Below are 12,297 nucleotides of genomic sequence, written 5' to 3'. Positions count from 1 at the left end.
CGCGCCAGGCCAGTTTACGAGTCGATGGGAGTGGCCGCGCGTTTTCACTCACATGTCCGCCGAAAACTGCACTTTCATCGTCGCCGGATCGCCGCCGCTCTTGGCGAAGAAGGGCAAAAGCTCGGCAAGCGGCAATCGGTGGCTGACCAGCCGCGCCATGGTTCCGTCGTCGCGCTTGAGGATGTCGAGCGCCTGCGGGATGTTGCGGTTCAGCGAATGCGAGCCGGCCAGCCTGATCTGGCGGCGGAAGATCTCGAACGGCGCGACCGAGATCCTGGCATCGGGCGCGCAGACGCCGAAGACGAGCGCCGTGCCGCCATCGGCGGTGAAGCCGATCATGCCTTCGACGACGCCGGCGACGCCGGTGGCGTCGGCGACGAAGTCGAAGCCTTTCGCTCTTGCCGCCAGCGCCTGCGATCCGGACACCAGCGGTTCCAGCCCGAGCGCCTCGGCGAAGGCAAGCCGAGGCTCGCTGATGTCGGCGACCGCGACGCTCACCACCCCCCTCGCCTTCAGCGACAGAGCCAGCAGCAGGCCGATCGGGCCGGCGCCGAAGACCAGCGCAGTGCCGGGCACGCGCGCGCCTGGCTCGATGGCGGCGGCGCCGAGACCGTTCAGTACGCAGGCGAGCGGCTCGGCGAGCGCGGCGGTGGCGAAGCCGAGATCGCCGATGTCATGCAGGTGACCGACGGCGACGAGGCTGAATTCGGCGAAGCCGCCGTTGGCGGTCACGCCGTAGGCTTTCAGCGAGGTGCACAGATTGGTGAGTCCCTTCCGGCAGGCAGCGCAGTGGCCACAGGGAATGTTGGGATCGACGGCGACGCGGTCGCCAGGCTTCACGGAGGTGACGTCGGCGGCGACCGCCTCGACGGTTCCGGCATATTCATGGCCGGGAACCAGCGGGAACGCGCCTTCGCCGTAGCGGCCGTGCAGGACCTCGATGTCGGTGTGGCAAAGCCCGGCGGCGCGGACCCTGACCAGAGCATGTCCCGGCGCGATCTCCGGCATGTCCAGCTCCGCCATGCCGGCGACGCCTGCGGCGGCAAATCGGATGGCTTTCATGTCATTCTCCCAGATGGCAACGCCTCAGCTCATCCAGTTGCCGCCGTCCACATTGTAGGTCTGGGCGAGGATGTAATCACTGTCGGACGAGGCGAGGAAGACGGCGAGCCCGGCAATGTCCTCCGGCCGCGCGAAGCGCCCGATCGGCACGGACTTCGCCACTGCCGCTTTCTTCTCGCCCGGCTTCAGGCCCTCCCAGCGGGCGAAGTGGGCGTCGACGACGTCCCAATGCTCGCCGTCGACGACACCGGGCGCGATCGCGTTGACGTTGATGCCGTGCTTGACCAGCGCCAGTGCCGCCGACTGCGTGGCCGAGATGATCGCCGCCTTGGAGGCGCAGTAGAGCGTCACCAGCGCCTCGCCGCGGCGACCGGCCTGGCTCGCCATGTTGATGATCTTGCCGCCACGGCCGCGCGCTATCATCAGATTGGCGACGGCCTTCATCATGAACAGCGGCCCCTTGAGGTTGATGCCGAAGACCTTCTCGTAGCTCGCCTCGGTAATGTCGGTGATCGGCGCCATGTCAAAGATGGCGGCGTTGTTGACGAGGATGTCGATGCCGCCGAACTCGCGGTCGACCTCGGCGGCAACGCTCTCGATCGCGGCGAGATCGGTTACGTCGAGCTTCTTCGCGCTGGCCGCCGGACCGATCGCGGCGGCGGCAGCGGTCGCACGTCCGATATCGATATCGGCGATCACCACCCTGGCACCCTCGCGGGCGTAGGCTTGCGCAAAGCCAAGGCCGATGCCGCGCGCGCCGCCGGTGATGAGGGCAGTCTTGTTGTTCAGCTTCATGTCCAACTTTCCAAAATTTCGAAAACGATATCCGGGCGGCCCAGAAAGTTGCCTGTCAGCCGGCGCGGAACGCACGGACCCGCTTTGCTCTTGCGGGATCCGTGCATCCTCCGGGCCCGCTTGCAACGGGAGGTCTGGGCGGGCCGGATCGCCAGGGGCGGCACGCTTTGCGCCCCTGGCTAGTTTAGGGCGCTATTTGATGTAGCCCGCTTCCGTCATCGTGCGCTCCACCTCGGCCTGTACGCCATTCAGCGCGTCATCGACCGACTGCTCGCCTGTGACCGCGGCGGCAACCGCCTGGCCGACCTGCGTGCCAATGCCCTGGAATTCAGGGATGGCGACGAACTGGATGCCGGTATAGGGCACCGGATCCTTGGTCTGCTTGGTCGGATCGGCGGATTCGATCGCCGAAAGCACCGTCGCGGCGAAGGGCGCCGCCTTCTGGTAATCGGCGCTGGCATAGGTGGACTTGCGCGTTCCCGGCGGCGCCGCCACCCAGCCTTCGGTCTCGCCGACGCGCTGGACATAGGCCTTCGAGGTCGCCCATTTGACAAAGGACTTCGCCGCGTCCGCCTTCTTGGTCGAGGCCGGGATGGCGAGGCTCCAGGCCCAGCCCCAGGCCGAACCGTTGGGGGTGACCGCGACCGGCGCCTTGGCGAAGGCGACCTTGTCGGCGACCTTGCTCTGCTTCGGGTCATAGACGCGGCCCGCCGCGGACGTGGCGTCGATCCACATGGCGCAATGACCGGAGGCGAACAGCGTCTGGTTCTCGTTGAAGCCGTTGGAGCTGATGCCGGGAGGTCCATCCTTCTTCATGGTGTCGACATACCAGCCGATCGCCTTCTTCCACGCGTCGGAATTGATCTGCGGCTTCCAGTCCATGTCGAACCACTGGCCGCCGAAGGTGTTCACCAGCGTGCCGACGAAGGCCATGTTCTCGCCCCAGCCCGGCTTGCCGCGTAGGCAGAGCCCGTACTGCTCCTTCGACTTGTCGGTGAGCTTGTCGGCAAATTCCGTGATCTGATCGTAGGTCGGCTGCTCCGGCATCTTCAGGCCGGCGGCGTCGAACAGGTCCTTGCGGTAGAGCGTGAACGAGCTTTCGGCATAGAACGGCACCGCATAGAGCTTGCCGTCGACGGTCAGGCCGTTGCGAACCGGCGCGATCAGGTCGTCATAGTCATAGTCGTCGCCGAGATCGTTGAGCGACGTCAGCCAGCCGGCCTTGCCCCAGATCGGCGTCTCGTAGCCGCCGATGGTGAGCACGTCGAACTGGCCGCCCTTGGTGGCGATGTCGGTGGTGACGCGCTCGCGCAGCACGTTCTCTTCGAGCGTGACCCAGTTGACCTTGTTGCCGGTCGCCTTCTCCCACTCCGGCGATAGCTTCTGCATGATGATCATGTCGCCATTGTTGACCGTGGCGACGGTGATTTCCGTGGCGGGCGCGGCGCCTGCCGCCAGCGCCGAGGCTGCGGCCGATACGGCGAGAATCCCGATAAGCTTACGCGTTGGCATTTCGTCTCCTCCTTTACGAATGCGCATGTGTAAGTGAACATGCGTATATATTCTATTGCGCCACAGGAATTTTGAGTCAAGCCGCTTGCGCGTTGATTTTCGACGCCCCGCCCTCGCCTGACGGTAAAATTTTCATCGAAATGCGTTACACATAAGGCTTCGCGCGCATTAAAATAAATGAACATGCGTGTAGTTTCTGTTGACTTCGCCTTCGCCGCGATTTACCCCGGCTACAGCCTGGCGCTATCGTGCAGCCGGGGCGCGGCGTGGTCAGCGCCCGGCAAGGCTGAGGGAGAGAAGGAAATTGCAGGAATGAGCCGCCGAAGCGAGATCGCCGCCGAAGCCGCGGGGCCGACAATTGTCGCCGGCGAGATCCTGGTCGAGATCATGGCGACCGAGCAGGGCCTCGGCTTCCTCGAGCCGCTGGCGCTGATGGGTCCCTATCCGAGCGGCGCGCCGGCTATCTTCATCGACCAGGTGGCGAAGCTCGGCGGCGGCGCCGGCATCGTCGCCTGCGTCGGCCGCGACGATTTCGGCACCATCAATCTGGAACGGCTGAAGCGTGACGGCGTCGACATTTCGGCCGTGTCGGTCAGCGACCGCTTCCCGACCGGAAGCGCCTTCGTCCGCTACAGGCCGGACGGCGGCAGGGACTTCGTCTACAACATCGCCGAATCCGCCGCCGGGCAGATCCGCCTCACACCGGAGGCGCGACGACTGGCGGACGATGCCGGCCATCTGCACGTGATGGGCTCGACGCTGTCGGTAGCGGGGCTGAAGGAGATCGTCGCCTATGCCGCGAAGGCGGTGCGCGGCCGCGGCGGCTCGACCTCCTTCGACCCGAATGTGCGCAAGGAGCTGATCGACGGGGCCGACGGGGCGCTGCTTTCCGCCCTTGTCGACGACGCCGATCTTCTGCTGCCTTCCGGCGACGAGCTGCTTGCCGCGGCCGGCGTCAACGACGAGAAAGAGGCCGTGGCGGCGCTGATCGCCAGAGGCGTCGGCGAGATCGTGCTGAAGCGCGGCGCCGCCGGCTCAACCCGTTTCGGCGCCGACGGCAGCCGGATCGACTGCGCCGGCTTCCTGGTCGAGGAAGTCGACCCGACCGGGGCCGGCGACTGTTTCGGCGCCACCTACCTCACCTGCCGGCGCAAGGGGATGGAGCCGGCCAAGGCGCTGTTCTATGCCAATGCCGCGGGCGCCCGCAACGTGACGCGGCGCGGGCCGATGGAAGGCCTGGCCGGCTTCGACGTGCTTGACGACTTCATCGCCGGGACGGCGCGAGCGACATGATGACCAATCCGCTGACAGGCCTCGCCACCGCGCGCCGGGGAGGATCGCCCTACGGCATCACCTCGATCTGCTCGGCGCATCCGCTGGTGATCCAGTCGGCGATCCGGCGCGCCGTCGCCGACACGGATTCGATGCTGCTGATCGAGGCGACCTGCAACCAGGTCAACCAGTTCGGCGGCTATACCGGGATGACGCCCGACCTGTTCGTCGCCTTCGTCCAGGAGATCGCCAGCCGCGAGGGGCTCCAGCCCTCGCGCATCATCTTCGGCGGCGACCATCTCGGGCCGAACCCCTGGCGCTCCGAGCCGGCGGCGCAGGCGATGGCCAAGGCCGAAGCCATGGTCACGGCCTATGTCTGGGCCGGCTTCAGCAAGATCCATCTCGACGCCTCGATGGGCTGCGCCGGCGAGCCCGCCGCCCTCGACGACGAGACCATCGCGGCGCGGGCTGCCCGGCTCGCCAAGGCAGCAGAGAAGGCTGCTCGGGCCAAGGGCGGCGCGCTGCCGCTCTACATCATCGGCACCGAGGTTCCCGTCCCCGGCGGCGCCGATCACGCGCTCAGCGACCTGAAGCCAACCGAAGCGGCGGCAGCGCGGCGCACGATCGAAATCCATCGCGAGATTTTTGCGCGCGAAGGCCTCGGTGAAGCGTTCGGCCGCGTCATCGCTTTGGTCGTGCAGCCGGGCGTCGAGTTCGGCAGCGAGAACGTCATCGCCTACAAGCCGGAAGCATCGAAAGCGCTGACCGCACTGCTCGATGAACAGCCGTCGCTCGTCTACGAGGCGCACTCCACCGACTACCAGAGCCGCGCGGCACTGGCGGCGCTGGTCGCCAACGGCTTTCCGATCCTCAAGGTCGGCCCGGGCCTGACCTTCGCCTTGCGCGAGGCGCTCTACGGGCTCGACCTGATCGCCGCTGAAATGGTCCCCGGCTATGGCGACCGCTCGCTTGCCCGCACGATGGAGCGGGTGATGCTGGCGGCGCCCGGCCATTGGCGCAGCCATTATCATGGCGGCGAGACCAGCCTCTATCTGCAGCGTCACTACAGCTACAGCGATCGCATCCGCTACTATTGGAGCAATCCCGCGGCCAGCGTCGCCGTCGGCCGCCTGCGCGAGGTGCTTACCGGCGTCGACATCCCAGAAACGCTGATGCGGCAGTTCCTGCCGACGCTGCCGGCGGGCCTGGGGCCGGCGAGCGATCCCGAAGCCATCCTGCTCGCGGCGGTCGATGCGGTGCTGGCGGATTACGAGGCGGCGTGCCGGGGCGGGTGAGCTAAACCGGAGATGCCGGCGGGACAGCCCCTACTCAAACCCCGCCGCCGGCGCCCGCGGCCCGTCGTCCTCCTCCGGCGGCTCGAGGATCTCGATCAGCCGCGCCACCCGCGCGCCCGGCAAATGGCGACCCTCATTGACCAGCGCCTCGTCGGCGCCGATCCAGGCGAAGGCCTCGCGCAGTTCTCCAAGGCTGGCGCCGGTCAGCGCGATGTCGGCGAGGACGGCCTCGTCCACCGGACCCAGCACTGAAATGATGTCGTCGCGTGTCATTGTCACCTCCGCGCCGGCCCGGCGCCGAAGGGCCCGGCCCTGGCGACGGAATCTGGGGCGCGAAATCGGATAGGCAATGGCAGAGCCGGGTTTGGCGCGGATTCGAAACGCGATCCTCGGCGAGCGGGCGTCAGGCGCCGGAATGTGGATCGATGCTGTAAGGATGGACGGGATAGTCGGGACCGATCGCGTCCCGCACCCGGCCGATCCACGCCGTCACGAACGGATAGTCCGCGAGCTTAAAGCCGCAATCCTCGGCGCGGTGGCTGTAGGCATAGACGGCGATGTCGGCAATGGTGAGAGTGTCACCGACAAGGAACGCTCCGTCGACGAGGCTGCGCTCCAGCGCCGCCAGCGTACGGGCGCCGGCTTCGCGCTTGCCCGAAACCATCGCCTGGTTGCGCTCGAGCCGCCCGGTCAGGATCCAGTAGCGCAGCGAGCCAATCACCGGCTCGACATAGTACTGCTCGAAGAACAGCCATTGCATCACCTTGGCGCGGAGAAGCCGGTCTGCCGGCAGATAGGATGTGCCCTCCGCGACGCAGACGAGGATCGCGTTGGACTCGGCGATCGCCTGCCCGTTCTCAACGGCGAGCACCGGCACGGCGCCGGCCGGGTTGAGCTTGAGGAAAGCCTCCGTGTGGCTCTCGCCCTCGAAAATCGAGACGACGCGGGTTTCGTAGGCGATGCCGAGCAAGCCGAGCAGAACCCTCACCTTCCAGCCATTCTGCGACGGCAGATAATCGTAGAGCGTGAGCATGGTGGTCCTTTCGTGCAATCGGGACCGGCTTCGCATAGCGCAGGGGTATGGTCCACCCGATCTATGCTAGGCCCCGAAGCGGCTCTGAACGGCCGCCGGCGATGTCTACGTGCGGACCGAAGAACTCAAAGAGCTCCTGCATCTGAGGCAGCATGTCCCATCCTCTGGTCGGCATGAGTGTCGTTTGTCCCCTCGTCGTCGGAAGCCGCCCTCATCCCCGCTTCTCGATATCGGCGGCCACGGCCATAGCTTCCAGGCCGATTTCGCGCAGCAGGCCGGTGACGGGATTGTGGAAGCCGACGAGGTAGAGGCCGAGTTCCGAGGAGCGGGCATTGACGCCGCTCTTCTGCGGCCTGAGCTCCGCCGGCAGGAAGTTGTCGTAGGCCGGGCGGTAGCCGGTGGCGAGGATGACGGCGTCGAATTCCTCCTGCCCGCCGTCGACGAAGGTGGCGCCGCGCTCGCCGAAGTGCTTGACGTCGGGTGCCACCTTGATCCGGCCGGCCTTGATCGCCGCCACGGTGCCGACATCGATGACCGGAATGCGGCCGGCGTCGATCTGCTTCAGGATGCCTTCCTTCGGCCTGACGATGCCGTATTTCTCGAGCTTGCCCAGCGCCAGGTCGAGGATGATTGGGAACATGCGGTCGTTGAGGCCCTGCGGCATCGGCCGGGTGGCGATGCCCACCATCTGGATCGGCACGCCGAACAGCTGGCGCGGCACGATGTGCACGCCCTTGCGCACCGAGAGCGTCGGGTGGGCGCCACTCTCGGCAAGGTCGAGCGCGATCTCGGCGCCGGTGTTGCCCATGCCGATGACCAGCACCGTCCTGCCGAAAAAAGGGGCCGCCTCGGTATAGTCGGCGCTGTGCAGCACCTTGCCCTTGAAGGTCTCGATCCCGGGAAAGCTGGGGACGATGGGCTCGGCATTGTTGCCGCTGGCGACGACGACATGGCGCGCCGTCAGCGCGTCGGATCCCGTCTCGACGCGGAAACCGTCCTTGTCGCGGCGGATGCTGTCGACCGTCACGCCGAAGCGCGGCCTGAGCTCGAAACGTTCGGCATAGGCGTCGAGATAGGCCACCACCTTCTCGCGCGGCACATAGCGCGGATGGTCGCTGGGGAACGGCACGAAGGGCAGCGAGGAGAAGGACTTCACCGTATGCAGATGCAGCCGCCGGTAGTGCCGCCGCCAGGCCGGCGCCACCTCCGAGGCCTTTTCAAGCATAAGGAAATCCACCCCCGCCCGGCGCAGGCAAGCGCCGACGGCAAGCCCGGCCGGCCCGGCGCCGACGATCACGACATTGGTATCCAAGCGGTTTCCTCCCCTCCCAGGTCATGGCAGGCTATGCCGGGAGGTGCAGGCTGGACAAGTGGGGTGCGGCGCTTCCCTTCTCCCCCTCAGCCCAGCCCCGCCAGCTTCGCCGCGTCGCGAATGGCGTTGACGGCGCCCGGGTTGGTCACGGGATAGCCCGAGATGAAACCCTCGACGGAAAAGTCGGGGAACTCGGCCGCGAGCCGCGCCACGAATCCGGCCGCCTCGGCGCTGTCGCCCGACGCCGCATGGGAGAGCGCCAGGAACATCAGCACATTGGGCGAGTCCGGCGTGCTTCTGCGCAAGGCCGCGATGGCTTCCCGGTGCCGGCCGGCGCAGAACAGGACGCGGCCCTGCATGCCGAAGTACCAGGGCGGAGCGAGCGGATTGAGGCGCATGGCGCGCTCGATGAGCGGGATCGCCTCGGCAGGATCGCCTGCGACCAGCGCCTTGCTGCCGGCAAGCAGCGCCAGCGTGTCGGCATGGTTGGGGCCACATTCGTAGGCCCTTTTGTAGGCACGCTCCGCGGCATCGAGGTCGCCGAGGCATCCCATGAGATCGCCGAAGCAGTTGCAGGCGCTGCTGTCGAAGGGATCGAGCCGGATCGCATTTTCGACCGCCGCGCGCCATTTCTCGATCGATGCCCGCGGATCGCGGCCAAAGCAGTTGCCGGCTTCGATCGAATAGGCGTAGGCGAGCTCGGTCCAGGCCCTGACCAGCGTCGGGTCGAGTTCCAGCGCGCGTGAAAACAGCCGGATCGCTTCCGCATTGCCGGCGCGGCTGAAGGTGTTGTGCTGCTCGACGCCAAGCAGATAGAGATCATAGGCGCGCAGGCTGGCCGGCGGCTTGCGGCGAACCGCGTTGCGCCCGATCGTGGCGATCGCTCCGAAACAGCCGGCGAGCACATTGATGACGCTTTCGGTCAGGCTGTCCTGCAGCGCGAAGATGTCCTCGACCGGACGGTCGTAGCGCTCGCTCCAAAGGCTGACGCCGTTCCTCGCATCGGCGAGCTCGATGGTCAGCCGAATGCGGGTGTCGTCGGCGCGCAGTTGGCCCGACAAGATATAGGCGGCGCCCAGCGCCTTGCCGTCGGCCACGAAATCGGCGGGCTTGCTGCCCAGCGATTTCATGGTGTGGAAGGCAATGACCGGCAGGTCCGCATAGCGCGCAAGGTCGACGGTGATGTCCGACGACAGGCCGTTGGCGAAGCGGCGCCAGCGCTCTTCATCGCTCAGGCATTCGATCGGGAATATCGCCAGCACCGGCGAAGCGCCGGGCAAGGCCGACGGCTTGTCCGGCGGCAAGCTGGCAATGCCATTGAGGTGCGCGGCAAGCGCCACCTTGTTGCGCACGCCGAGCTTCTCGTAGATCGCGGCAAGATGGGTGCGCACGGTCGACGGCGCGATGAACAGCGCCTCGCCGATCTGGCGATAGGTCAGCCCGGCCGCGAATTTTTCCGCCACGGCGCGCTCGCGCTCGGACAGAGCCGGCGAGGACGTGGCCGCTGTCGCGTTGTGGTTCATGCAGATCCCTTGCCCGCGGGCGCACGCGCCATCAACGCCTGCCGTGGCAAAATACTACAAATGCAGGACCTAAAACACCGCATCTGGCCGATCCCCTCGCGGGCGCAGGAGGTGCAAGCTTCCTTGCAGCAACAGGCTGTAACCATGGGAGGTTTTCATGCGAGGTGTTTCGATCGGACTGGCATGCGCAATCGTGGGTTTTTCTTCCCCGTCGCAGTCATTCGCAAGCGGGTGCAGGCAAATGCTGGAATCGGACGTCAAGATTGCCAGCATGCGGCTTTATGCCGACATCCTGGCCAATGCCGCCCGCAATGGCTGGGACTACACGCCGGAGGCGATCGTCATCGGCTCGAAGCGGCATTTCGATGAGATGAAGCTGCAATTGATCGCCGCCGGGTATGAGATCGTCCCCGTCGGCGCCCGCCCGCACTGTCCCCGCTTCGACACGCTGGCGAGCGAATAGCAACGAAAAGCCGGGATCGCAGGCCGCGGCGCTGAAAGCCGATTTCAGCAAAATATCAGCAGCCGTTCAGGACGGCGAGCGCGCGTTGGGGCAATGTTGAAGCAATACAGGCCTAGCGACTGCGAACCACTGACCCTGGAGATCGATCATGCGTGAGAAGGCTGAAAGAGCGCTTTGGTCCTCGATGCTGGCGCAGGAGGAAACGCAGCGCATCCTGTCGATGGGCGTCGCCGGGCTCATCTGTGGGGAAGCCAATGAGATGCTGGCCTATTTCGAACGGCAGGCGCCTTGCGAGACGCCAGCCCCGTCCGCCAAACGGCCGGGCCTATGGCCTCGAATTCGCCACGTCCTGCCGCACAGTGTTTTTCCGGGGAGCTTCTTTCGGGCTTGACCTTGCCGGCATTCTGCCTCTCCGATAGTCGCCGCGCGAATGGGCGCGGCGATGGGGCAAGGGCTTGTCGCAACAGTTCGGCAATGCGGTTATCGATCTTGAACTGGGCACGCTCAGGCGTGACGGCGAGATCGTGCCGGTGCGGCCGAAGACCTTCGACCTTCTTGCGTTCCTGATACGCAATTCCGGCCGGGTGCTGGGCAAGGACGAATTGTTGCAGGCTGTCTGGCCAGGCATCATCGCCACCGAGGATTCGCTCACCCAGTGCATTCGCGACGCGCGCAAATCGATCGGCGACGAAGCGCAGGCGCTGATCCGTACCGTTCCCCGGCGCGGCTATCTGTTCCAGGTCGCGGAAACCCGGGCCAACGATCAGCCTCCGCAGATGGCGCCCCAAGCCGGACGCGCGGCCGAACCGATGGTCGCCATCCTGCCGTTCAGCGTCGAGGCCGGCGACACCACCGGCAGGGTGTTGTTCGACGGCGCGGTCGAGGAAATCACCAACGCGCTGTCGTGCTTCAAGACCGTCGCGGTGCTGGCTCGCCATTCGGCCTTCATGCTGGCCGAGCATTGGACGGAGGATATCAACGCGACCGCCTTGCGGCTTGGCGCCGACTACATCGCGGAAGGCAGCGTGGAATCCGCCGGGGATGGCTACAGCGCTCGCGTCGTGCTCACCGAGACGATATCCGGACGTCGCGTCTGGATACAGAATTTCACATTCGCCAGAGGCGAGATCTTCGCCTTCCAGAAAACGGTCGCACAACGGATCGCGATGGCGCTGGTCGCCAATATCGAAAGCGCCGTCATGCGCCGCAGCCAGCCCGCTTCGGCGGCAAATGTCGAGGCCTATCTCTACCTGCTGCGTGGAATGGCCCTGCTGCGCAGCTATGGCGAAGGCGTGAACGAGGAGGCGCGCGGCTATCTCCTCAAGGCGCTCGAACGCGACCCGAATTCGGGTCTTGCGCATGCCTATCTGGCGCTCGCCGATTTGATCATAGGAGGCTATTCCGGCGCGCCGCGCGCCGTGCTCGACCAGGCGCGCGACCGAGCGCTGCATGCTATCGCGCTCAGCCCCGACGAGGGGCGATGCCACAGGATCCTGGCGCTTACCCTGCTCTACCGGGGTTGCGACGAGTACGATGCCGCCGAAAAGCATCTTGCCCGTGCGCTGGACCTCAACCCCTACGATGCCGACACGCTCGCACAGACCGGCTACTTCAAGGCGCTGCGCGGCGATGGCGAAGCCGGGCTGGCTCTGCTCGACCAGGCCATTCAGCTCAACCCGATGCATCCGAGCTGGTATTATTTCGACCGCGGCGTAGCCTTGTTCGTTGCTCGACGCTACCGCGAGGCCGCAACCTCCTTTTCCTCCCTGCCGCGCAAAAGTGTCTGGCAATGGGCGCGGCTGGCGGCTTGCCACGCGCTCGATGGCGACACCGAGAAAGCCAGGGCTTGCGTCAGGGAAGGCCGCGCGCTGGATTCGGGCCTGACTATGGCGGAAATCCTTGCAGACCTGCGCTTGGAGTGCGCCGAGGATTGTGAACGGTTGCGCATCGGTCTCGAGCGGGCCGGCTGGGACAACACGCCGGCATAGCCAGTCCGGCGCGCAACGGGCATGATGGGAGGCGATCGCCCG

The 12,297-nt window shown here is 66.1% G+C and carries 12 protein-coding genes; 5 read left to right on the top strand and 7 right to left on the bottom strand.

Going from position 1 to position 12,297, the window contains the following annotated elements; translation table 11 throughout:
• Window positions 1-48: 48 nt before the first annotated feature.
• From PU724_RS20275 to PU724_RS20265, 3 genes are all read right to left on the bottom strand, one after another.
• Window positions 49-1,062, bottom strand: a complete 1,014-nt coding sequence (locus PU724_RS20275) for a zinc-dependent alcohol dehydrogenase family protein (RefSeq protein WP_354423552.1) — start codon at window positions 1,060-1,062, stop codon at window positions 49-51.
• A gap of 24 nt (window positions 1,063-1,086) precedes the next feature.
• A complete protein-coding gene (locus PU724_RS20270) occupies window positions 1,087-1,857 on the bottom strand; it encodes an L-iditol 2-dehydrogenase (RefSeq protein ID WP_127393609.1) in 771 nt (256 codons plus the stop codon).
• 192 nt (window positions 1,858-2,049) lie between these two features.
• A complete protein-coding gene (locus tag PU724_RS20265; RefSeq protein ID WP_187331170.1) occupies window positions 2,050-3,369 on the bottom strand; it encodes an ABC transporter substrate-binding protein in 1,320 nt (439 codons plus the stop codon).
• A gap of 312 nt (window positions 3,370-3,681) precedes the next feature.
• Between PU724_RS20265 and PU724_RS20260 the strand changes: the two genes are divergently transcribed.
• Window positions 3,682-4,662, top strand: coding sequence for a tagatose kinase (locus tag PU724_RS20260; RefSeq protein WP_128346699.1), 981 nt, complete (start codon window positions 3,682-3,684; stop codon window positions 4,660-4,662).
• Window positions 4,662-5,936, top strand: a complete 1,275-nt coding sequence (locus PU724_RS20255) for a D-tagatose-bisphosphate aldolase, class II, non-catalytic subunit (protein ID WP_127392373.1) — start codon at window positions 4,662-4,664, stop codon at window positions 5,934-5,936. Before PU724_RS20260 ends, PU724_RS20255 begins: the two co-directional genes overlap by 1 nt.
• A gap of 30 nt (window positions 5,937-5,966) precedes the next feature.
• On the opposite strand, the gene PU724_RS20250 is transcribed toward PU724_RS20255, so the two are convergent.
• The 4 genes from PU724_RS20250 to PU724_RS20235 all read right to left on the bottom strand — a co-directional run bounded on the left by PU724_RS20250 (window position 5,967) and on the right by PU724_RS20235 (window position 9,804).
• Entirely contained in the window at window positions 5,967-6,209 is a 243-nt protein-coding gene (locus tag PU724_RS20250; protein ID WP_127310050.1) for a hypothetical protein, read from the bottom strand.
• Between the two features lie 130 nt (window positions 6,210-6,339).
• Entirely contained in the window at window positions 6,340-6,969 is a 630-nt protein-coding gene (locus PU724_RS20245; RefSeq protein WP_127287141.1) for a glutathione S-transferase family protein, read from the bottom strand.
• A gap of 211 nt (window positions 6,970-7,180) precedes the next feature.
• The gene (locus tag PU724_RS20240) at window positions 7,181-8,281 is read right to left on the bottom strand and encodes a flavin-containing monooxygenase (RefSeq protein ID WP_127287142.1); all 1,101 of its coding nucleotides are present in this window, start codon (window positions 8,279-8,281) and stop codon (window positions 7,181-7,183) included.
• Between the two features lie 86 nt (window positions 8,282-8,367).
• Window positions 8,368-9,804 carry a LuxR C-terminal-related transcriptional regulator gene (locus PU724_RS20235; RefSeq protein WP_354423556.1) on the bottom strand — a complete coding sequence of 479 codons (1,437 nt, stop codon included), beginning with the start codon at window positions 9,802-9,804 and terminating at the stop codon, window positions 8,368-8,370.
• Between the two features lie 241 nt (window positions 9,805-10,045).
• Here PU724_RS20235 and PU724_RS20230 point away from each other — a divergent pair, with 241 nt between their 5' ends.
• From PU724_RS20230 to PU724_RS20220, 3 genes are all read left to right on the top strand, one after another.
• On the top strand, window positions 10,046-10,267 hold the full coding sequence (locus tag PU724_RS20230; protein WP_127285803.1) for a hypothetical protein: 222 nt from the start codon (window positions 10,046-10,048) through the stop codon (window positions 10,265-10,267).
• A 148-nt stretch (window positions 10,268-10,415) separates the two neighbouring features.
• Window positions 10,416-10,658 (top strand): hypothetical protein, encoded by a 243-nt coding sequence (locus PU724_RS20225; RefSeq protein WP_127285802.1) that lies wholly within the window; start codon window positions 10,416-10,418, stop codon window positions 10,656-10,658.
• A gap of 64 nt (window positions 10,659-10,722) precedes the next feature.
• Entirely contained in the window at window positions 10,723-12,255 is a 1,533-nt protein-coding gene (locus PU724_RS20220) for a winged helix-turn-helix domain-containing tetratricopeptide repeat protein (protein ID WP_354423559.1), read from the top strand.
• Window positions 12,256-12,297: the final 42 nt, after the last annotated feature.

It is taken from the genome of Mesorhizobium abyssinicae (assembly GCF_049887195.1).
In the GTDB taxonomy this organism is placed as follows: domain Bacteria; phylum Pseudomonadota; class Alphaproteobacteria; order Rhizobiales; family Rhizobiaceae; genus Mesorhizobium; species Mesorhizobium abyssinicae.
Note: the sequence above shows the minus strand (reverse complement) of the source record. Positions and strands in the feature narration are given on the sequence as shown.

Coding starts and splice junctions, on each gene's coding strand:
- PU724_RS20275 (WP_354423552.1), bottom strand. CDS start 1,062: ATGAAAGCCATCCGATTTGCCGCCGCAGGCGTCGCCGGCATGGCGGAG.
- PU724_RS20270 (WP_127393609.1), bottom strand. CDS start 1,857: ATGAAGCTGAACAACAAGACTGCCCTCATCACCGGCGGCGCGCGCGGC.
- PU724_RS20265 (WP_187331170.1), bottom strand. CDS start 3,369: ATGCCAACGCGTAAGCTTATCGGGATTCTCGCCGTATCGGCCGCAGCC.
- PU724_RS20260 (WP_128346699.1), top strand. CDS start 3,682: ATGAGCCGCCGAAGCGAGATCGCCGCCGAAGCCGCGGGGCCGACAATT.
- PU724_RS20255 (WP_127392373.1), top strand. CDS start 4,662: ATGACCAATCCGCTGACAGGCCTCGCCACCGCGCGCCGGGGAGGATCG.
- PU724_RS20250 (WP_127310050.1), bottom strand. CDS start 6,209: ATGACACGCGACGACATCATTTCAGTGCTGGGTCCGGTGGACGAGGCC.
- PU724_RS20245 (WP_127287141.1), bottom strand. CDS start 6,969: ATGCTCACGCTCTACGATTATCTGCCGTCGCAGAATGGCTGGAAGGTG.
- PU724_RS20235 (WP_354423556.1), bottom strand. CDS start 9,804: ATGAACCACAACGCGACAGCGGCCACGTCCTCGCCGGCTCTGTCCGAG.
- PU724_RS20230 (WP_127285803.1), top strand. CDS start 10,046: ATGCTGGAATCGGACGTCAAGATTGCCAGCATGCGGCTTTATGCCGAC.
- PU724_RS20225 (WP_127285802.1), top strand. CDS start 10,416: ATGCGTGAGAAGGCTGAAAGAGCGCTTTGGTCCTCGATGCTGGCGCAG.